Genomic DNA, 20,975 nt, shown 5'->3' on the forward strand with positions numbered 1-20,975 from the left:
GACAGGCAGCGGGAAATGAAGGAGATGAAAGAAATGGTGGATATCATGACTGACAACGATCGTGTGCAATGCAAGCTGCTGGCGTTGCTGCTCGACTACCCGGCCTCCTCATGGGAAACAGATCTCGTCGACGTACGCGAAACCGTTGATACGGTAGATGATCTGCAGCGGCGAGACCTGCTGCAGAGTTTTTTGCGTTATGCAGAAGCGACCCCGCTCTTAAAGCTGCAAGAAAACTACACCGCAGCTTTTGACCTTGAGCCGACCACCAGTCTGTATCTGACCTATCATCTCATGGGCGACAGTGAGGACCGCGGTAAAGCTCTCGCCGCGCTCCTGTGGCTGTACCATCGCGAAGGGTATGATGCGGCCATTGGCGAACTGCCGGATTATCTGCCCATGATTCTGGAATTTCTCGCTTTATGTCCAAAGCCGGAAGACGCCGACCTGCTTTGGTCCTGTCTCGGCACGGTAACTGATCTGGCTGAACGTCTGGCCAAAAACCGCCATCCCTATGCGGGTTTGGTGGAATTGGCGGCCGACATTGTACAACCTCGTATGTCCACTCACCCTGACACGAGTAAGGAGGTCTAATATGGATCTGGGCAACACTCTGGCATTTCTTGTTTTCCCTTATATTGCGCTGACAATTTTCACCATAGGTCATCTCTTGCGGTATTTGACCGATCGTTATAACTGGAATTCGAGATCCAGTGAATTTCTCGAAAAGAAACAATTATTCTTCGGCTCAACGATCTTTCACTGGGGTATAATTCTGACTTTTCTCGGCCACTTCGGAGGGCTTCTGGTCCCCCAAAGTTTTTTAGACATGGTGGGCATCAACGGCCAAATGCATACAGCAATCGCCCATTCCAGTGGACTGGTGGTCGGAAGTGGTGCACTTATTGGACTCGGCCTACTGCTCTATCGACGTATCTCATTGTTACGGATCAAGCTCACCACCAGCTGGAACGACTTCGTCACTCTGGGCGGCCTGATCTTTGTTGTCGGTGCCGGTCTCTACAATGTATTTTTTGGTGATTTTTACGTTTTGGACACGGTTGCTCCCTGGATTCGGGGGATCATAACCTTTACCCCTGATCCTACGCTGATGCAGAGTGTCCCCTGGAGCTACAAGATACATATCCTGAGTGCTTTGACCCTGTTGGCATTTTCTCCATTTAGCCGTCTTGTGCATATCTGGAGTGCACCGGTAGGATATTTTTCCCGGGGCTGGATACTGTTCAGGCGCAAGGTGGTGGAATAAAACTGTATCACATCTTCGATCTCGTGACGGTGACGACAGGCGTCAATCGATCCCGAAAAAAGACGAATATTTCAATGAATAAGAACAACAAAACAACCCAGGCAAAATAGAGGAGCAATGCGTCGTGGAGTGACTGCAGGATTGTGTCTGCAGCAACGCTCCTGGTAAGATCGAAATTCAGGGTAAAGGCATACAGCATACCGAAGGTAAAGTTTCTCGACCACTGGGTCGGATCATAGCTGAAAAGAGCATCCGTGAATCCGTAGAGCCTGGTTCGTGTGACGGCACGGGCAATCTCAACGATTTCCACAATGACAAACCAGAAGATGACCCACAGCCAGATCAGGAGGATGATATTGGCAGAGACCACCCCGCAAACGGCACTGGCCAGGCCGGTGATGGACATTGCCCCGTGAATGATGCAGTTGGTGTTGAACCAGCCCTTGTCCAGATCTATATCGCTGTCCCCCTGGGCATAACGCCGTACAATAAGAAAAAAGCTGACGAGGTAGAACAACACGCCAAACATGATCATCCAGGGGGCAAGCAGCCGATAATAAAAACTGGTACCAAAGGCGGCCTTCCAGACAATGACCAGGGATTGCGTACTGACCGTCGAGAGCAGCAGTACGCCGTGTACCTTCCGCCAGGATTCAGTCGTAAGGAACAGGAAAAAATTCCTGACAGCTCGACTGATAAAAAACAACCACAGGCCTATATTGCCGATTACCAGTATCTGTACCAACGGTTTCCAGTCCGGCAACCTTTGGCAAAGGGCGATGCCGCAGACGGAGGTGCCGGCAATCCAGGTACCAACGGCAAAACTGCCAAGAGGATTGGCAAAGTGTGTCTTGAAAAGCCTTCTCTTCACCGCATCCATAAGGTAGGAGCCGGCGATAAAGAGAAAGAGAACGAAAAGGACCTGGGTAAGAGGCCGGGCAAGTTCATTGTTGAGCAAGGAAAAATGATTAATCGCGCCATTTATAAAAATGCCGATTCCCATGACGATCGCACCGGATCCGGTCGGTGAGGGAATGTTTTTCATAAAGAGGAGCCTGATCAGCAAAAATAAACCGGCGATCAACATCGTCCGGAGCAGCTCAGACGAAGTTGGTATCGAGTTGGTTACGGCAACCCATCCGGCGGCGACAGCGCAAACGACAAGAATTGTCGCGCCTTCCAGGCGCCTTACATCCAGGATCTTGATCATTGGACTCCTTGGGATGACGAATCAGGGCGCAGATTTTATTTCGGCAGACATCACCAAAAATTCCGTGTCTCCCGAGCTGAGGTGAATTTGCTTGCAGCATACCAATTTTCAGCTGAAATTCTACAAAAATTGGTGAGAATCCTCTACCCAAAACTGGTTACAGAACAGATTGTGAATCTCTGGCCAACGGATGGCCAAAATCACACTTGCTGTTTAATATAATGAGTTCGTAATAGATGTACTGCTGGTTTGCAAGTAATCTCGGCGATGCCATGTTGGCAGGAGAACCATTAGAGCATATCAAAGAGCTTTTCCTGGCAGAGTATGCGACGGGCAACAGCTCAAAAGAGCAGGCCATATTCATTCGCCACGAATCTGAGGGGCGTCTGCATTGTGAAGTAAAGGTCTACTTTTCTCCTGCAGCCGTTATTGTGGCAAAAGCAGTTAATGCTATCCCTTGCAATAAACCCTGTCCGGACGGTTTAAGTTTGTTGGCCGGTTCCGAGGAGTCGTGGTCGGTACTCTTTCCAAAAACATCGTAACATGACAATGGATATTCGAATCAAAAGAGTATACGAAACGGTTGATGCACACGATGGTTTTCGAGTTCTGGTTGATAGGCTGTGGCCCCGAGGTAGGACCAAAGACCAAGTTCGGACCGACCTGTGGTTGAAAGAAGTAGCGCCAAGCACAGCATTACGGAAGTGGTTTAACCATGATCAATCAAGATGGGAGATTTTCAAAAGTCGTTATTCAGCAGAGCTTGATGATAAACCGGAAATTGTGAAGATACTCCTTGAAAAAGCTGCAAAAGAACGACTGACGCTTTTGTTTGCAGCTCATGATGTCGAATATAATCAGGCTGTTGTGCTGAAAGACTATCTGCTTTCAGCCTCAAAACAACACGGCACAAAGGACAAAAAACAACCGTCCTGAGCCGGGCAGAACGACACTTTTGGAAAAGTCCTTGCGAAGGTATGCCCCAGCGCGCAAACGCGGGAGGGGCGGTCTTGCATGAACCACAATGGAGGGAAACTGACCCATGCTGATCTATGACGCCAAGAGTCCGGCACCGCGCTGTCTGCGGATGTTTCTGCTGGAAAAGCAGTTGCTGCTGCCGGCAGTGACGATCGATGTTTTTGCCGGTGAAAACCGCCAGCCGGCGTTTCTTGCCATCAACCCTGCGGGACAGACACCGGCGTTGCGTTGCGACGATGGCAGCACACTCAGCGAGGCGGTGGCAATTGCTGAGTATCTGGAGGAATTGTATCCCTCGCCGGCGCTAATCGGCAGCACACCAGAGTCACGCGCACAAACGCGGCAATGGTGGCGCCGAGTGGAACTCAATATTACAGAATTCATCCACAACGCCTATCACTACGCCGAAGGGCTGCCGCGATTTGAGTCGCGCATTCCGGTGTTGCCGGACGCGGCGGTCGGCCTGAAGGCAATCGCGCAGGATCGCCTGCGCTGGCTTGACGGCATGTTTGGGGCCGGTCCGTATCTGTGTGGTGAGCGGTTCAGCGCGGCCGATATCTGGCTGTATGTGTGGCTGGATTTCGCACTGACGGTAAACCAGCCGTTTGATCGTACATTGCCGCACGTGGGACCGTGGTTTGCACGGGTAGCGGCGCGGCCCAGTGCCACGCGCAGTCAGCAACTGCTGCAGCCAGCCAAAACAGATGAGACGGGTCGCTGACAGCCACTCGTGTCGTTTAATCCAACGGCAGCCTTGCGCTGGCGTTGACTCCTTAATAGGTACTGAGATATATGAAAATTACTCAAAATGCGTTGGCACTCGTAGCAATGCTATTTGGCCTTGTAACAATTTTTGCGGGTACTCGCGTCCTTCTGGGTTCAGATCCAGGATATATCGTTTACCGGCCTCTGCTAATCTATAACGCGGTAATGGGTATTGTGTATGTCTCAGCAAGCATCATCGCTTTTCGGAACGTCAAACAAGGCATGTATGCAGCAGCAGTTATATTTGCTCTTAATCTTGTCGTGCTATCAACAATTTATTACCTGTATACAAAAGGAAGCCCAATTGCTATTGATAGCCTTCGCGCAATGACTCTACGAACCGTGGTTTGGCTTGCTTTGTTTGCCGGTTTTGGGTGGCTAAGTTATAGGAATACTGCCCGCCTAAAAGGCGGGAGTTAAAACCTTTTACAGAAACAACAAATTTCCTGAAAGCTTATAGAATATGATTACTCTAGAAATAAACGAAGTATTCTTTGAATATATCCATCGCTCGTCTTCAACGCAGAGGAGTTCCGAATGGGAGAGTATTTGAAAATCAAGCAGACAATTAAGCGGGAATTTCTTGTAATCGAAGTGATACGAGTCTGGGTGCAGCTATAAACCTTATGGCACAGGAAGACGTTTCGGTTCTTGTTGTGAAAATTGAAGGAGAACTGGCAGGTATTATCACTGCCTCGGATGTGATGCAAGGCCTGGCTAATGACTATGATCTTGAGGAAACGAAAATTTCCACTTTTATGACTGGATGCAGGATTGACGACAAAAATCCGACAAACAAAATATGCGCTCAACTTGATGAAGACGATGATGTAATGTCGGCGCTTAAAGTCATGTACACAGGATGAATAAATCACCTGATCGTTATGGGCGAAAAAACAAACTTCTCGGTGTTGTCTCCAACCTTGACCAGATCAAACTTATAGCTTTCAAGTGAAGGAAACACGGATTCTCATTATCGTTTTAGGGTATTAACGACGGACCTACGGTGCCTTGATTAATCGCAGCGAGAAAAACGCAATATTCTCCTCACCTCCTGTTAGGAGAATACAGAATTCCTTTCATTTTTGATTGTAAGCACCTGGCTAGTAAATAAAGACAATTTTATTGTAAACATGCTTGTAACCATGCAGTATTCAAATAAACGCTCGTCGTTTGAGGTACCAAATTTCATATTGGTCACGGTAAAGTCACAACCGCCAATGAAGCCCTTATGATTACCCCCGGAAACTGAAATGTAGCCTGTAGAGTCAGATGTTCAGCCTTCATTGACACAGAGGGCAATCAATAAACATGTACGGTTTAACCGTCGGAGGTGCAAAATGTTTGTCGTCATCATTTCCTTTCCGCCCATCAAAGCAGGTAAAGATGAAGAGTTTAAAAAGTGGTTTGCCTCGTCAAACGAACAATTCAAGCCGTTTAAGGGCTTTATCGGAAGAAGGCTTTTGAAGCCAGAGGGAGAAGGCAGCTACGCTGCGATTGTGGAGTTTGAATCCCGGGATGCATTTCAGGCCATGCACAGTAGTTCTGTCCATGACATGGAGGGAGAGCAGGTCATGCCGCTTTTCGACGGCAAGCCGATACCTCGTTTTTATGAGGTGGCCATAGGATAGGTGCAGGAGACTCATCCACGCGTGACCGAAAAACCTTCTGAGTCAGTTTGGCCAGCGAGACTTCATTTCGTTTGAGAGTGGGCCATTTCCCAATGTTTTTTGAGAGTTTCATTTCTCGGATAAACGCATGGTCATTTTAATAGGTTTAACACCTCCCAAAAATTCATGCCTGAAACCAAACTAAATTTGGGAGGTCAAAAAATACCAAACATCCTTGCAGGAAAAGAGTTTAAACAAATTTACATGGCACTTAAAGGCCGTTTGTTTAAACATACCCCAAATTGGCCAAAACCCATTTAAAGGATTCTGACAAAGAGCTTGTATTGTTACTGGAAACCGTTCGACAAACCGATTGTTTGCCGAACGGTACCGAAGCACGACAGGCCTATTTCTGCTTACTGTTTGCAAATATTGATCTGGAGGCCGATCTGTTATCGCTTAACGTGGTGATAACAACGGAAACGGCATGGAAAGTCAATTTTATGAGCATGTTATCGACTCCATATCCGAAGCCCTGATTACCATTAATCAGGACAGAAAGATTCTCGTCTGGAACAGGGCTGCCAAGTTTATGTTTGGCTATGACAAGGTTGAAGTTCAGGATGCAAGCCTTGATCTAATCATACCACCGAGCTACCGGGAGAGGCATAAAGCGGGCTATGAAACCTTTTTTAGAAATATAGCGGAACATTCTACCTATATATCCGAAACAAAAGAGTTTGAAGGGCTACGAAAAAGCGGTGAAGTTTTTCCTGTTCAATTGACGCATTCATTATTTAAAATCAGTGATCAAGAGTTCTACATTACAGCTACTATACGGGATGTTACCATCACCAAGCGCTATGAACTTATTAAAGAAAGGATGGAGCATGTAGCCCGCCACGATCTCAAAAACAAACTTGTAGTTATCAGCCTGACGGCAAATCGACTTAATAATATCTTGAAAAAGCACCCGGTGCCGAAGAGCTTGGACTATATGAAAATTATCAAGTCCGAATCTGAAGAAGTGCTGACCTTGATAGAGTCTTCTCGAGAGCTTATGCTGCTTGAATCCGGGCAATACCCGCGAGACGATGCGCCCGTGGATATGGTGAAGATAGTGCTGACAATACAAGAGCGGATGCAGTCCTTAGCCGCGTCCAGAAATGTCACTATAAAATTCGAAAACTGGACACAAAAGCATGTCATAAACGTCATGGCCGATCAGGCGTTGGTAATACGATCCTTCGAAAATTTAGTCAAGAATGCAATTGAGGCAGAGAATCCATTCGGTAACATTCGACTGGTACTGTTACAAAACAAGACAGGGTTCGCTGATTTTGAACTCCATAATGGTGGCAATCCCATCCCGGAAGCAATACAAAAAGTTCTTTTTCAGCCCTATGTTACTCATGGCAAACAATCGGGGAGTGGGCTGGGACTCTATATCGCCAAACTCATCATAGAAAAGATTCATGGCTGGCAGCTTACCTTTGAATCAAATAGGGAAAAAGGGACAGTTTTTAGAATTGTGGCCAAAACATTGACATTAGACAAAACCAACAAACACACCTGAGATATAATGAGAAAAAGATAGGCGAAAACTAGACAAGGCCTGATGGATATTCGAACGAAACGAGTGTATAACCCAGTTGATAAAGAAGATGAAATTCGCGTTCTTGTGGACCGAGTGTGGCCGCGTGGAATGACGAAGGAGCAATTGCATGCTGACCTGTGGTTGAAGGACGCCGCACCGAGCACCCCCTTGCGAAAGTAGTTTGATCATGATCGGTCGAAATGGGAGGTATTCAAAAACCGTTATTATTCAGAGCTTGATGCTAGACCAAAAGTTGTGGGGAGGCTTCTTGATGAAACTGCGCAAGGACGACTGACACTCTTATTCTCAGCGCGTGACATTGAATACAATCAAGCAGTCGCACTGAGAGAATATCTACTTTTGCAGCCAACGAGAAACCACCGTCGCAAGATTCAGGTGATATGAAGATGCAAAAATAAATCCCATGCGTTCGGCCCCGCTGCAATACCAGAACAACCAGTCCCTTGTCGTTGCCAATCCCCCGATCCTGACCTCTGGAGGAATTGCGAATTTTAAATTGAAGAAGAAAAAGCTATAGTTTTCCGATCCTTCAAAAAGTGCAAGAAGGACCAATGGCAAGGACGCGGATTCATCACTTTGGTATCCACTTGTTCGATGGTCAGCAACCGTCACCTGATACTTTCCGAGAAGAGAGCTGCAAAAGATGATCAGTAACATTGAAATTGCACGATAACATTCAGTGTGTTATTGTGCAAAAAATATGTTACTCAGGAGAGACGTATGCTGAACCTTGCACAAAAATTTGAAAAATATCTTTTTGAAAATCTGGGTGTCTCGATAGCCATTGAAAAGTGGCAGAAAGAGAAGAATCTCCCACTTTTTCTTCGCGATTTATACAGTTTTTATGAGTGTCAACTGCTCCATGAACCGTGTCTTGTAATGGAGGCGCGGGATGAAGAAGAGATCACCCCGGCTACTGTCCGCAAACATATACAACAAATAGAAGATATGTGGCGGCATGAGATTATTTACCTCCACCCTTCAATTTCCAGCTACAACCGCAAGCGACTTATCGAACATAAAATTTCCTTTGTTGTTCCAGGCAACCAAATGTATTTGCCATTGCTTGGTATAGATTTGCGAGAGCATATCAAAGGAAAGCGTTTAGTAAAGAAGAAAATCAGCCCCTCTACTCAAGCTGTTATCTTGTTTGTTCTCTACAACTGGCCACGCGAGGGCTTAACCCCCTCCCGACTTGCAGAATTGGTAAACTATACACCGATGACCTTGACCAGAGTTTTTGATGAAATTGAGACTACAGGTCTCGGGAATGTCGAGATGGAATGGCGTGAACGTGTATTGCATTTTGAGGTGGATAGAAAGTCTTTATGGGAAAAATCACTTGATTTGCTGCACTCTCCGGTGCGAAAGCGAGTTAAGGTCTCTGTGCCTCACGATACTTTGTCGTTGTTGCTTGGCGGAGAGTCGGCACTGTCACACCACAGTATGTTGGCACAGCCGTTTCGCCCAACCTATGCTGTGAGCGCTCGAGAATGGAAGGTATTACAACTGAATAAAGAAGTAGCGGAGCTGAAAATTCACGAGCCCGGCTCTATGGAGATTGAAATCTGGAAATATGATCCCGAACTGTTTGCCCGGGAAGGAGCTGTCGACCCACTATCACTTTACTTGAGCCTGAAAAACACAAAAGATGAACGAGTTGACATGGCACTTGATACCCTCTTGGAGAAATTCCAATGGTAAGAGGACTTGATAAATTTAGAGACCATTTCCGAGGGTATGAAGAAAATTATGTTTTGATTGGTGGTACGGCCAGTTTTCTGGCGATGGAGGAAGCGGGTCTAGAATTCAGGGTAACTATGGACCTCGATATTGTCCTCTGTATCGAAGTCCTCGATGCGGATTTTGTAAAAGTCTTTTGGGATTTCATCCGGGCCGGCCGGTATCAGAACAAACAAAAAAGCACCGGAGAAAAAAGGTTTTATCGATCCTATGAGCCGGAAAATAAAAACTTTCCTGAGATGTTGGAATTATTTTCAAGAATACCGGATACGCTCGCCTACGAAGGCGAAGGAGATTTGACTCCAATACCGATGGAGGAGGTTTCAAGCCTCTCAGCTATATTGCTGGATGAGTCCTACTACAAATTCCTGCATACCGGCAAACGTGATCTAGCTGGTTTGTCTGTTATAGATCCTGAAAGAATAATCCTACTCAAGGCACGTGCCTGGCTGGACCTGACAGAAAGAAAGGGGCAGGGGACTGCTGTCGATTCAAGGGATATAAGAAAGCATAAAAACGACGTATTCAGGCTGTACCGGGTGGTATCGCCGGATACCCGGGTGGAGATGCCAAAACAAGTCGGAGTAGACATGTCACGTTTCCTCTCTGCCATGGAAACTGAGCATACTGATTTAAAGGTCCTCGGTTATCGGGGTGACACCGTTGAACAGGTGCTTGCAGGACTAAAAATCATATATGGCATAGATGGTTAAGTCATTCGAACTTTTGTTTACATCTGAAGTCGGAGATGAGAGATGAATACACCGTTAAGTATTAGAGTGAGTGAGGACGTAAAGGAAGATTACTTCACCTCATCATTACAATGACCGTCAATTGGAACAAAATTGGAACGAATTGATTTTCTACATTTCAAAAGATTAGTATAAACGGATAGTTAGTGTATTTCATGCACAGGATTCCTAATCCTGGTGTCGCGCGTTCGATTCGCGCCGAGGGTACCAATGCCAAGAAGGGATTGCGGATTATTTCTGCAATCCCTTTTCTGTTTGATTTGTCCACATCAAGTTCAGGTGATTCTGCTGGAATTGACGCGAAAAATCATGATGTTTTTCTCAGAGGCTGAGTCGAAGTCCGATTCTATTCGACAAGGGCCACTTTTCCGTCATCAAGGTCATACCTGGCAGCAACTATCTTGATCTTTTTCTCTTCTACAAGGTGATTGAGGATATTTGAATTCTTGATGAGGTTGGCAGCCACTGTTTTTGCGTTGGTATCGATTACACAATTTACAAGCTCACTTTTTTTGGTCGCAGCACAATCCTTCTCACCCTTGCAGGCTTCGCAATCGTCGGCGGCCAGACCAATGTTCGGCTCAATTTCTTTGACAATGGCATCAATGTTTTTGCTGCCGGTACTTTGCCCTTTGGCATCCACGGTAGCGGTGACGGCACCGCATCGCTCATGGCCCAACACCATAATCAAGGTCGACCCCAGATGTTCGGCGGCATATTCGATACTCCCGAGGACGATTGGATCAGGGATATTGCCGGCAACCCGAATTACAAAAATCTCGCCAAGACCTTTGTCAAAAATTATTTCTGGTGGAACTCGAGAGTCGGAACAGCTGAGGATGATGGCATATGGCTTTTGGGAGGTGGCCAGCGAGGCTCTTGTTGCAGCGTCGCTCCTTGCTGCATTTGTCAGCTTATTGTTCACGAAATGCTTATTGCCATCCATCAATTTCTGCAGGGCCTCGTCTGGTGGAACGCTTTTCCCGCCAGCAGGGCTCGAGAGAGCCAGGCCAGCCGTGAACACTACCCCTAAACCAAAGGCTATTACAACTACTCTCATGACGATTTTTCGAAACATACAATGCACCTCCATTTGATGAATTATCTTGCTGAAGAGCCAGCCGTACGTCTTGATACGTGAGTCCAATCAAAGAGATTTCAATAATTTTATACCATCGATAAACGAGATCCTGTTGGTAAACGTAACAAGATTATCTTTTTAATTCACAATGTTTTATGGATGGCAGCGCAAAAAAAAAATGGGCGATTTGCAATCGCCCATCCCCGGTAGAGTATGCATTTGGTTGTTGTAGAAATCAGTAATCGTCGGTCAATGTATGTAAAAAGGCGATGATATCATTGACTTCAGCTGGCAATAAGCTGAGATTTCCAACACTTGGGTCGATGTTTTCAATAACCTCTGGAGTAAATCCACTGGAATTATTCACGAAATTGACCATTTCTTCTAAAGTCGGGAATGATCCATTGTGTGCATATGGCGCTGACATGGCAATATTACGCAGGGTCGGGACTTTGAACTTACCGTTTTGTAAATCATCACCTACGATTGCGCCCAGACCGAGGTCTGCAGAGTCGAGCGGGACCAGCGGATTAGCCGGGACGCCGATGTTGGAGTATCGATAGTTGGTGAACAGCGGAGCGGGAGCATCGAATGCAGCAACCGTGGAATGACATCGGTCACAGTGTGCAACAAATAAAGTGAAGCCTCTTGCCTCAGCAGGGGTGAGCTGGGCCTTGTTTGCCAGATAGAGATCGAATTTAGAGTTGAATTTGGTGACATCGGCCGAACGTTCATAGGCGGCAACAGCCCTTGCAAAATTATCGTAGGCTGCATCTTCATCATACAGCGAATTATTGCCAAATTCCTTGTACCATAAATTGACGTAGCTGGAATTCTTAATAACCTCTACAATGGCCGCCTTGTCTGACATTGCCATTTCCACGGGATTTAACGGTGGTCCCTGGGCCTGTTCGGCCAGGGGGTCGGCCAGTGATAAAGAATTGCCAGCGGCCCTGCCGTCCCAGAAAAGCCCCCCTTCATATTCGCCGTCGCCCACTTGTGCAAGAGGCGGACTGAAGCCGGCATAAGCTGAGGTCGGGGCATTGCGTCCCCCCTTGCTCACACCGTCCGATCCGGTTGATACAACGCTTGTGTAAGGATTAAGGTGGTTTTTCAGGTCGGCAAATCCGGCAAGATGATGATGGCAGGTTCGGCATGATTGATTTTTATCAAGTGACAGATTCTTGTCGTTATAAAGGTGCATGCCAAGTTTTTGCAGATTACTGGTTACGGCTGGCGGGCCGCCGGCAGCAATAACCATGGTCGTAACGGCCAAAACGCCCAGTGTGGAAAGAATCGATAGGATCATTTTTTTCATGAGTACCCTCCTTTGTTGTGATGACGTTTGTTGTAAAGATACAAAGCCCGATTCCTCTGCAGATCCAAATTAAGGAAAGTCGGTGCTTCTATTTCTGCTCTCTTGAATATCAACGGCTGCCCCATCATTTGGTTACACACGCGGGACCATTAAATTTCTACTGGTCACGCTATCGGTATGGACGGTCACGCCCGATTGAACAGATCTCACGTAGAAATTTTGGCGTTCGAAAGATAAATTTTTTGATACATTTTTTACCCGCAACGGATATATCTGATAAAGATTTAGATGTTCTTCTTAAGGAAAGTGATTACCCGGAGAATTTGAGATACTGCTAATAATTATAAAGACTTATTGTTTTGATGAGCTGCATTTAATCATACTATGAAAAAATACATGGTCGTTGAAAATTACAAAAAAGGCTGCTATGAGAAAATATATGAAAGGTATCATGTACAAGGCAGGTTATTGCCTGATGGTTTACATTTTCTGAATTCATGGGTTAATAAAGATCAAAGTATTTGTTTCCAGTTAATGGAAGCAAATGACTCGGAGTTGTTTTCCGAATGGTTCAGAAAATGGGACGATCTTGTCGATTTTGAACTTTATCCCATAGATTAACAGGAGAGGGGGCAGGTTCGCTTCGCCCATGCTGTTACTCTGGAATGTATCGAGAAAGTTGGAGGCATTTCATGACAAAGCCAATTATCAACATTGATGATGTCGAGCTGAAACCGCGGCCACCGGCATTTGCTCCCTCCGGGTCGTCAGCAGAACGCTACGACGCAAAGATGGGGTATATCGGCCCTCGTCTCGGCGCTCGGCAGCTCGGATACAACATCACCGCCGTGCCGCCTGGAAAACGGGCGTTTCCCTTTCACAATCATCGCGTTAACGAAGAGATGTTCTATGTTTTGCAAGGCACCGGTCAAATTCGCATCGGTCTGAATATCTATCCCATCCGCCCAGGTGATGTAATTGCCTGTCCGGCAGGGGGAAAGGAAACCGCCCATCAAATTATCAATACCGGTGCGGAAGAATTGCGATATCTAGCGGTCAGCACCAGACTGTCACCCGAGATAGCCGAGTATCCCGATTCCGGTAAGTTTGGCGTCCTTGCCGAGTTCCCCGCAGGTTCTGCCGGCCAACCGCAAAGATTCATGTTTGTCGGGCGAGAAGGCGAATCGCTCGATTACTGGGAGGGAGAATAACCCTGTCGACCGAACAGGTTCCGTTCTTCAGTGTTGCGGCAGAGTTACAATCTTTGCCCAAAAACGGTGCACCCTAAAGAATTTGCTTTGCGAGTATTTGTCTGGAGCCCATTCGAGTCTTACTTTTATTCCATGGACAAACATAACCTGCACATTGGTACATGTTCCTGGAAGTATGATTCCTGGCAGGGCATGATCTACCCGGCACATAAACCCTACAATTATCTCCGGGAATACAGCCGGCACTACCATACGGTCGAGGTGGACCAGTGGTTCTGGTCGTTGTTTCGCGGCGATAAGGCGGTGCTGCCTAAACCGTCAGTTGTGAAAGAGTATGCCCAATCCGTTCCGGACAATTTCATCTTTGCCATTAAAGTTCCGAACAGCATCACCCTGACCCACCATTACCGGAAGCAGAAAAACGATCCTCTGATCCCCAACCCGCACTACCTTTCGGTTGATCTGATGCAGCGCTTCCTGGAGAGCTTAGCGCCCATTTCCCAAAATATCGGTCCTCTCATCTTTCAGTTTGAATACCTCAATCGGCAGAAGGTGCCAGGCGGACTCACGCAGTTCCTTGACCGGTTTGCTGAGTTTGCCGAACAATTACCTGCCGGGCGGGACTATTTTGTCGAAACAAGAAATCCGAATTTTCTGAACGAAAAATACTTTGGCTTTCTTAACTCCCAGGGGCTGTATCATGTCTTTCTGCAGGGCTATTACATGCCATCTGTTTTTGATCTGTATAACACCTACCGTGAACAGGTAAGAGGCCGGGTCGTGATTCGATTACACGGCCCTGATCGGAAGGGGATGGAGGAGCAAACCGGGAACGATTGGAGCCAGGTTGTTTCCCCCAGAGACCACGATATTGCGTCACTCGTCGGGATGTTGTCGGATCTGCAATCCAGGCGGATCGAGACCTTTCTTTTCGTGAATAATCATTTTGAAGGATCGGCGCCGAGGACCATCGTGCGCATTGAGCAAAGGTTGATGTGAATTGCAGGTGATCTCCGGGGACATATTTTACTGATTATCCCAGGCTAAGGATATTTGTACATTTTTCTCTGTTTTCTAACTCCATAATCTATCGGGTAATAACCTGATTTTGGGGCCAAATGACCATCGTTAATTTTCTTGACTTTTCTTTTGGCGTTCTTATATGAAATTGTTAGATAGTTAATAAAAATACAGCTGATAAGGAGTAAAGTATAACCCAATAACTCACGAAGATAACGATGATAATAAAACCCATGCTGGACAGTTTTGAGCTGCCATTTATTGAATCCATTCGGAGTCTGGAGCGCAGAAGACTTGCCTGCCACGGTGTTCCTGGTCTTGTGGGAGATTTACATCAGGATCTGGGAGCCGAAAGTCTGGTTGTTGAGATTATTGGGTCTTTACAGGGGGATAAAAACCGCGACGATTTTTTTGAGGCAATTCGGGAAAAATTCAATACCGCCGAACCCGTGCCCTTTGTCGCAGACATACTCACTGCGACAGAGCTTGAAGAAGTTATTATCGAACAGTTGGAAGTTGAAGAACAAAACCAGTGGGATCGCCCACTTATCTATCGTATTGTCCTCCGTCAGTATGTCGAACCTCCTGAACCTGTAACCGCGTTTGATGACCTGGGCCTTGAGCTTGACCCCGAGCTGGACCTGCTTGCCGGCCTGGGGCTGGACGGTCTGGAACTGCCTGATCTTCTCATACAGATCCCCGAGATTGGAAATCCTGTAGAGCCTCTCCTGCCAGCACTTGACGGTACAGATTCGGCTGTATCCGGCATAGGCAGCCTTCTTGAAGATTTTAACAGGAAATTTACCGGATGAGCAATACCCTACTCAATACGCTCACCGAGGCTCTGGGCGACGGATTCACACCGACGGCCCTGCAATCGGTTATGAGTGGCGGATTTGATGTTTCTGCGCCGAGTATTGATGTAAGCCAGGCCGAGGGGATAACCGGGCAGCTCGCCTCTCTCGATCTGAGCTCGCTTTCGGGGGCTGTTTCTTCGGTTGCGCAATCCGGACTCGGTGGGCTTGCTGCTTTGCCCGGCATTGACAATATTCTGCATCCGGTCAACGCGGTTCTGCAGTTTGCAGGACAGCTGGAGACTGCTGATGTGGCTGGCATGATCACCCGGCTGCAGCAAGCCGCGGACAACAGCAATACCGCCAACCGCCTGGGCCTGGACGGTGTTGATGAATCCATTAGAGCTGTTTTTGATCTCAACGGAGATTCCGGGCTGTCCGACCTTCTTGCCCTTGGGTCATCACTGCTGCCGATCAACCTTGCCACTGAAGCCGGCAACATTCTCAGCAGGCTGGACGGTGTCACTGTCGCCCTGAAGGTGCTTGGTTCGCTGATGAGTCTGCATGCAAGTTTTGAAAAAACAGCCGAAGTCTCCGCAAGTATAAATGATCTCATCGTACCCCATGAAATAGAGAGCCAACGGCTTCGCCTCATCGGCTGGAAATCTAACTCAACCCTAGCCGCTCAAATCAGTGCGGCTAACGCAGATGACCGCGCGGCCATTGACCGGTTGACCAGGCAGGTTCAAGAGTTTTTAAATGATATCAATGTATTTGCCGGGAGCCTGCAAAAAGGGCTCGGATTTGGTGATGCGGCGTTAAGTACGGCGGGGCTTGATGCCCTTGAACAGACCATTGATTCCGTCTCCAATACCCTGCTCAATACAAGCCTTGACCCGGCCAGAGCCCTGTCGACTGCGTTGCGGGACTGGCTGACGGAAAAACTTCCCGCCGATTTCGGCACTCCTGCCGTCTCCCTTGATGGTGTTGTCTTGGAGATGCAGGGTCTGGCTGAGGATCTTGAAGCACAGGTCAACGCCTTGCCCGTTGAAAGCATGATCGCACCCGTAACAAATGCTGTTGGCCAGGTAACCACGGTTGTCAGCGATCTCAATAACGCCCTGGCCGTAGCCACCGGTGCCATACGATCTGCTTTCGAGCAGGTTCGCCAGCTTATTGACGGCCTTAATCTGGCCGGAATAGCCGAAACCATCTCGGCAACCCTGCGTCCCGTTGTTCAGGCTATCGACCAGCTGGAGTCATTCATCGCCGGAATCAGCACTACCATTGAAGAGGCTATGGGTCTGGCGGTGACTGCGGTCAGAAATGTCAAGGAAGGCATAGAGAGCGGTGCGGGAGAAGTTGCCGATGCTTTTGCACAAGTTGAAGCAGTTCTGGTTGCCCTTGATATGGAATCACTCATAAAAGGGATGCAGACGGGGATTGCGGCGGTGGTTGATGCGCTTAAAAAAATAGACCTCGATCCTTATTTCGATACAGCTGTCGATGCCATGGATACGGTGAGTTCCATCATTGATGCGGTTCCCGTTGAACTGCTGCCTGAAGATATGGAGGCTGATCTGCAGAATGCGGTGCAGCCGGTAAAAAGTATTGATTTTGACAGGGATGTAAGACAGATACTTATTGTAAAACTCGAAGAGATCCTCGACAGGGTGGATGAAGATATTCTCGGGGAAATAGACCGCATGGCCCAGGAGATCGTCGCCTTTCTCCAGCAGCATGATCCCGAGGAAAAGCTGGAGGAGCTGGAAAAAGAATACTTCGATCCCATGCTGGCGACAATCCAGGCGATAAATCCGGAAGAAATACTCAAACCGGTCACCGATGTCATTGATGATATGAAAGAGCGTATCCTGCAGATCGATATCAGAGAACTGGTCGTGGCGAACATTGACGGTGTGTTCGACGATATTATCTCTTACTATGACGGGTGTGACCCGGAACCTCTGCTGGCCCCTGTTGGAGAAGAAGTGGACGCTTTTCGCCGGCGTATCATCGAACTTACCGGCATAGACGGCTGGGCCAATCATATTGATACCCTGGAGCAGCAGGTCGCCCAGTGGCTGGACAAACTTGATTTCACTAAACTTATTAGTGAAATTGATGCCATGTATACCTCCATGCTTCGTTCCCTGGGCAACGATGCGGGGAGTTCGACCGTCATGGGAGGCTTTATTGCCGGACTGCTGAGCGGTTCGGTTGCACTGCGATCTTCCTCGTACAACACAGTACTGCGCTGGATTTCAGGGGCGGAAGACGGGGTCGAAACCGTCCATGCCCTCATTGGCGATAGTCTTGGTAAACTGCAATCGACCCTGGCGGTGGTGGACAGCCTGCAGCCGGACCTGGTGGTGGCCGAAATCATGCCCACTTACCGTGGCATCAGGCAGGCGGTTGCCGCCCTTCCCGCCGAACACCCCCTGCGCCTGGGGCTGGAGCTTTCCCTGGCAGCCAGTGCTCCTGACGACCTGCTGGCTGGCATTAGCGCCAATCTCCCCGCCTACCGGATGAAAATCGACAACACCATCAAAGCCCTGCAACGACTTGAGACTTCCGGGTTCAGCCAGATAACCTCTGCCGGAGAGGCCCTGCACACTAGCTGGCAACCGCTTACCGATGTGCAATGGAAACTGATCGTCCTGGTTCGACGCTTTGGTGTTGATCCCGTAGGCAAACCATTAATGGTTATTGTCGGGGAAATACTGGCTGCACTCCGGCCCGGTACGGCGCTTGAACCTTTTACGGCAGTGGTTGAGGCACTGAAGGCTAAAATAGGCGAGCTTGTCAGTGCTCTTGTCAGCCCGGTTAAAGACGCGGTCAGTCAGATACAGACTTTGCTCAACACGATTAATATTCAGCTCATAAGCGATGAATTAAAGGCGGTCCATACGCAGATACGCCATGAACTTATGGCGTTCAGGCCAAGTGTGCTGCTGGCTGAGCCTCTTGATGCGTTTGACAGTCTGCGGAGCGGTATTGAAGGGTTTGACCCCTTTGGTGCCGTTCGGGCAGCAATCGATGAATTTAAAGGAGAAGCGGAAGAACTGCTTGGTTCGGACAGCCTGCTCAGGCCTTCAGTCATGTTTGCCGGCCTGCTGGAACAGTACCAGCGGATCCTCAAGCTCGCCGCACAGCTCAATGTTAAAGAGGCCCTGCAGCCGGTACTTGAGGAGCTTGATGCCATTAAAGAGCAGCTTGATGCAGGTTTGACTGAGACTGGCGACGCCTTTACCAGGCTGCAGGGAGCACTGCCGTGATTGCCCTGCAGTCTTTTGTCAACAGCCTGGTGCTTTTTCTGCAAAGCCAGGTGGTGACACCCCTGACCACAGTAGGGGTGGTGCGGCCGAACACGGTAAACGAACTTCCGGCTGTCACCCTGTCTCTGCTGGAGTTGCAGTGCAGCAAGGTAGGGGTTGGCGGAAACCCCGGTAATCTGGTGCAAGGCTCCATGCAGCTTGCCTTGACTGTGGATTTGGCAGACCCGGTGGTTGTTTTTCCGGATAATGAGGCGGTCAAGCTGCTCAGCGATGACCGGACGACCCTGCAGATCCCTCATCAACCTCTGGTTGACCGGGACGGCGCAAGGCCCGAATTTCTTGAGCAAAGTGATGTCACGGTCACCCTTGACGGCACAGAGATGAGCGTTGTCCAGAGTCCTCCGCAGGACGGTCAATGCCGGCTGAGCACACGCACCGGTCTCCTGGAATTTGGTGCTGCACTGCCGGGGGTCGGTACACTCGTCATCCTTTACCGCATTGGGCAGTGGGAGGCGGAAACTTCGCGGTGCTCAGGTCTGCTGCAGGTTGAGATGTATGCAGCCGGAGCAACAGATACCGAACAACTGAGCAATGAAATTTTAACAGTCCTTTCCCGTAAAACGTACAATATCATGAAAGGATTAACCAGACTCTCTCCCGTTGCCTGGGGGGCAATTGAAAAACCGGCTGTCCCCAAGGGGCAGACCATGTTCCGAACAGTACGGTACAGTTTTACCTTTGATCATGAACAACCAGTTATCAGTACAGGCGGTGGTCCAATCCAAATCATAGATGTTTGGTCGGCGATGGGGCCGGAACAGTTTTCTATCACCAAGAGGAATAATCATGAGTGAATCCATAAGCGAAATGATCCTGCCGGGAACCTACATTGAAGTCAGAGCTGAAGGGCTGATCGGTGTCGGAGGCATCGCCACGGGAAACATCGGGATTGTTGGTACAGCGGCAAAGGGCAAGAAAAACACCGTGTATGCTATCGGCAATTATGCTGAAGCCCTTGATTTTTTCGGCGAGCCCGACGACTGGGCCACGGAAAATAAACTAACCCTGGTTCGTACTGCCCAGATGGCTTTTCAGGGGGGCGGTAAAAATGTTTTTGCCGTCCGGATTGCCAACGGTGATCCGGTAAAAGCAGCGGGAATAATCCACAGCGTCAATGCTGCAACCCCAGCCGATTTCACCATGACGGCCAAAGAAGCCGGCACCTACGGTAACCAGATCAGTTATTCAGTGACCGAGGTAACCCTCAAAGGGGGCGGAAAAACCTACGTTCTGGCCCTGAAATACCGAAATATCAAAGAGGTTTATGAAGGGCTGAATATCGGAGAAATACACGCCCAGATCAAAGCTGAAAGCATGCTGGTGGATGTGTCGGATGCCGTGAATGCCGGCGACGCCCTTCGTCCGGCAACGAGCAGACCGCTGAACAAAAATGCTGACGGCGGCGATGGCACTGCCGGATTGGATCACGCCAATGTCAGCGGCGTTGATCTGGAGGAGGGACTGGCCGTCCTGGAAAACGAGCCGGTCAACATTCTGCTTGTTGGCGGATTTGATGTAAAGAGCGGCGGTGACAAGGTCGGCGCCCATCTTGAACGAACGGAAAATGTCGGGAAAGAGCGCATTGCCATTCTTGGTGCCAGTGCAAGCACCGCCTCAACCGTCGAAACGGATGCCGATGCAGTCAACGATGACAGGATTGTGCTGGTGGCTCCGGGCATGAAGACTGACGACCCGTTCAATAAAAAGGAGGTCACGTATCCGCCGGCCTATCTTGCCGCGATCATCGGCGGCAAGCTTTCCACTCTTGCCCCCCATATCAGCATGACCAATAAGGACGTTTCCATCAAAGATCTCAGTGAGCAATATAATGAAACCGTCACCAAGAAACTGCTGAATAAAGGCGTCCTGCTCGTACGGACAAAATTCGGCAGGCAGATTGTCCGGGCCATTACCAGCCAGGATGGGCCTTTCAAGCAAATTTCCATCAGGCGCGTCGTCGATTATGCCAAGGCCGGGGTACGCAAAGGGGCCGATCCCTATATCGGCAGGCTGAATAATGCCAGAGTGCGGGCGGCGCTTAAAGCCACATTGGACGGATTCCTGTCCCAGATGTTGATGGATGAAATGCTCGTTGGTTATGAACTGGACGTAACGGCCACCCGCAGCCAGGAAATAAATGGCATTGCCGCGGTGACCATGACGCTCAAACCGACATTCTCGATTGATTTTATCCGGGTAACAATGAATCTCGAATAAACCATTTCCCATGTGGCCTCATGTGCCTTGATGTTTTACCACTGCAAAATATT

At 48.6% G+C, this 20,975-nt stretch carries 22 protein-coding genes and 1 pseudogene; 19 read left to right on the top strand and 4 right to left on the bottom strand.

Annotated features, from left to right (window positions below):
• Positions 1 to 15 precede the first annotated feature (15 nt).
• A complete protein-coding gene (gene narJ / locus FCL47_RS17580) occupies positions 16 to 594 on the top strand; it encodes a nitrate reductase molybdenum cofactor assembly chaperone (protein ID WP_136814841.1) in 579 nt (192 codons plus the stop codon).
• Between the two features lies 1 nt (position 595).
• A complete protein-coding gene (gene narI / locus FCL47_RS17585) occupies positions 596 to 1,267 on the top strand; it encodes a respiratory nitrate reductase subunit gamma (RefSeq protein ID WP_136814842.1) in 672 nt (223 codons plus the stop codon).
• Between the two features lie 7 nt (positions 1,268 to 1,274).
• Here narI and FCL47_RS17590 read toward each other — a convergent pair whose 3' ends face one another.
• Positions 1,275 to 2,477 carry a hypothetical protein gene (locus tag FCL47_RS17590; protein ID WP_136814843.1) on the bottom strand — a complete coding sequence of 401 codons (1,203 nt, stop codon included), beginning with the start codon at positions 2,475 to 2,477 and terminating at the stop codon, positions 1,275 to 1,277.
• Between the two features lie 236 nt (positions 2,478 to 2,713).
• Here FCL47_RS17590 and FCL47_RS17595 point away from each other — a divergent pair, with 236 nt between their 5' ends.
• From FCL47_RS17595 to FCL47_RS25165, 8 genes and pseudogenes are all read left to right on the top strand, one after another.
• On the top strand, positions 2,714 to 3,019 hold the full coding sequence (locus FCL47_RS17595) for a hypothetical protein (RefSeq protein WP_136814844.1): 306 nt from the start codon (positions 2,714 to 2,716) through the stop codon (positions 3,017 to 3,019).
• Between the two features lie 7 nt (positions 3,020 to 3,026).
• Positions 3,027 to 3,413 (top strand): DUF488 domain-containing protein, encoded by a 387-nt coding sequence (locus tag FCL47_RS17600; protein ID WP_136814845.1) that lies wholly within the window; start codon positions 3,027 to 3,029, stop codon positions 3,411 to 3,413.
• A gap of 106 nt (positions 3,414 to 3,519) precedes the next feature.
• Positions 3,520 to 4,176: a glutathione S-transferase family protein gene (locus FCL47_RS17605; RefSeq protein ID WP_136814846.1), complete on the top strand. Its 657-nt coding sequence runs from the start codon at positions 3,520 to 3,522 to the stop codon at positions 4,174 to 4,176.
• 71 nt (positions 4,177 to 4,247) lie between these two features.
• Positions 4,248 to 4,640: a hypothetical protein gene (locus FCL47_RS17610; protein ID WP_136814847.1), complete on the top strand. Its 393-nt coding sequence runs from the start codon at positions 4,248 to 4,250 to the stop codon at positions 4,638 to 4,640.
• Positions 4,641 to 4,825: 185 nt separating this feature from the next.
• Positions 4,826 to 5,086, top strand: coding sequence for a CBS domain-containing protein (locus FCL47_RS17615; protein ID WP_370459577.1), 261 nt, complete (start codon positions 4,826 to 4,828; stop codon positions 5,084 to 5,086).
• 474 nt (positions 5,087 to 5,560) lie between these two features.
• A complete protein-coding gene (locus FCL47_RS17620; protein ID WP_136814849.1) occupies positions 5,561 to 5,851 on the top strand; it encodes an antibiotic biosynthesis monooxygenase in 291 nt (96 codons plus the stop codon).
• Positions 5,852 to 6,317: 466 nt separating this feature from the next.
• Positions 6,318 to 7,406 (top strand): PAS domain S-box protein, encoded by a 1,089-nt coding sequence (locus tag FCL47_RS17625; RefSeq protein ID WP_136814850.1) that lies wholly within the window; start codon positions 6,318 to 6,320, stop codon positions 7,404 to 7,406.
• Positions 7,407 to 7,448: 42 nt separating this feature from the next.
• Positions 7,449 to 7,832, top strand: a pseudogene (locus FCL47_RS25165) (DUF488 domain-containing protein).
• Here the strand turns inward: FCL47_RS25165 and FCL47_RS24605 are convergent.
• A complete protein-coding gene (locus FCL47_RS24605; protein ID WP_167496546.1) occupies positions 7,782 to 8,105 on the bottom strand; it encodes a hypothetical protein in 324 nt (107 codons plus the stop codon). The pseudogene FCL47_RS25165 and the gene FCL47_RS24605 sit on opposite strands and share 51 nt — an antisense overlap.
• A 63-nt stretch (positions 8,106 to 8,168) precedes the next feature.
• On the opposite strand from FCL47_RS24605, the gene FCL47_RS17635 reads away from it, so the two are divergent.
• Both FCL47_RS17635 and FCL47_RS17640 read left to right on the top strand, forming a co-directional pair.
• The gene (locus FCL47_RS17635; RefSeq protein WP_136814851.1) at positions 8,169 to 9,152 is read left to right on the top strand and encodes a hypothetical protein; all 984 of its coding nucleotides are present in this window, start codon (positions 8,169 to 8,171) and stop codon (positions 9,150 to 9,152) included.
• Between the two features lie 116 nt (positions 9,153 to 9,268).
• On the top strand, positions 9,269 to 9,904 hold the full coding sequence (locus FCL47_RS17640; protein ID WP_205747354.1) for a hypothetical protein: 636 nt from the start codon (positions 9,269 to 9,271) through the stop codon (positions 9,902 to 9,904).
• Positions 9,905 to 10,289: 385 nt separating this feature from the next.
• Here FCL47_RS17640 and FCL47_RS17645 read toward each other — a convergent pair whose 3' ends face one another.
• Together FCL47_RS17645 and FCL47_RS17650 are read right to left on the bottom strand one after the other, a co-directional pair.
• Positions 10,290 to 11,021, bottom strand: coding sequence for a carbonic anhydrase (locus FCL47_RS17645; RefSeq protein ID WP_136814853.1), 732 nt, complete (start codon positions 11,019 to 11,021; stop codon positions 10,290 to 10,292).
• A 238-nt stretch (positions 11,022 to 11,259) separates the two neighbouring features.
• A complete protein-coding gene (locus tag FCL47_RS17650) occupies positions 11,260 to 12,342 on the bottom strand; it encodes a cytochrome-c peroxidase (protein WP_136814854.1) in 1,083 nt (360 codons plus the stop codon).
• Positions 12,343 to 12,738: 396 nt separating this feature from the next.
• Between FCL47_RS17650 and FCL47_RS25710 the strand changes: the two genes are divergently transcribed.
• The 7 genes from FCL47_RS25710 to FCL47_RS17685 all read left to right on the top strand — a co-directional run bounded on the left by FCL47_RS25710 (position 12,739) and on the right by FCL47_RS17685 (position 20,922).
• The gene (locus FCL47_RS25710) at positions 12,739 to 12,963 is read left to right on the top strand and encodes a DUF3303 family protein (protein WP_205747355.1); all 225 of its coding nucleotides are present in this window, start codon (positions 12,739 to 12,741) and stop codon (positions 12,961 to 12,963) included.
• A gap of 71 nt (positions 12,964 to 13,034) precedes the next feature.
• Entirely contained in the window at positions 13,035 to 13,553 is a 519-nt protein-coding gene (locus FCL47_RS17660; protein WP_136814856.1) for a cupin domain-containing protein, read from the top strand.
• A 132-nt stretch (positions 13,554 to 13,685) separates the two neighbouring features.
• The gene (locus FCL47_RS17665) at positions 13,686 to 14,552 is read left to right on the top strand and encodes a DUF72 domain-containing protein (RefSeq protein WP_136814857.1); all 867 of its coding nucleotides are present in this window, start codon (positions 13,686 to 13,688) and stop codon (positions 14,550 to 14,552) included.
• Positions 14,553 to 14,791: 239 nt separating this feature from the next.
• A complete protein-coding gene (locus tag FCL47_RS17670) occupies positions 14,792 to 15,385 on the top strand; it encodes a hypothetical protein (RefSeq protein ID WP_136814858.1) in 594 nt (197 codons plus the stop codon).
• Entirely contained in the window at positions 15,382 to 18,645 is a 3,264-nt protein-coding gene (locus tag FCL47_RS17675; protein WP_136814859.1) for a hypothetical protein, read from the top strand. The genes FCL47_RS17670 and FCL47_RS17675 overlap by 4 nt, the downstream gene beginning before the upstream one ends.
• Entirely contained in the window at positions 18,642 to 19,499 is an 858-nt protein-coding gene (locus tag FCL47_RS17680; protein WP_136814861.1) for a hypothetical protein, read from the top strand. The genes FCL47_RS17675 and FCL47_RS17680 overlap by 4 nt, the downstream gene beginning before the upstream one ends.
• Positions 19,492 to 20,922, top strand: a complete 1,431-nt coding sequence (locus FCL47_RS17685) for a phage tail sheath C-terminal domain-containing protein (RefSeq protein WP_167496549.1) — start codon at positions 19,492 to 19,494, stop codon at positions 20,920 to 20,922. Before FCL47_RS17680 ends, FCL47_RS17685 begins: the two co-directional genes overlap by 8 nt.
• Positions 20,923 to 20,975 lie beyond the last annotated feature (53 nt).

The organism is Desulfopila sp. IMCC35006, assembly GCF_005116645.1.
Classification (GTDB): Bacteria; Desulfobacterota; Desulfobulbia; order Desulfobulbales; family Desulfocapsaceae; genus Desulforhopalus_A.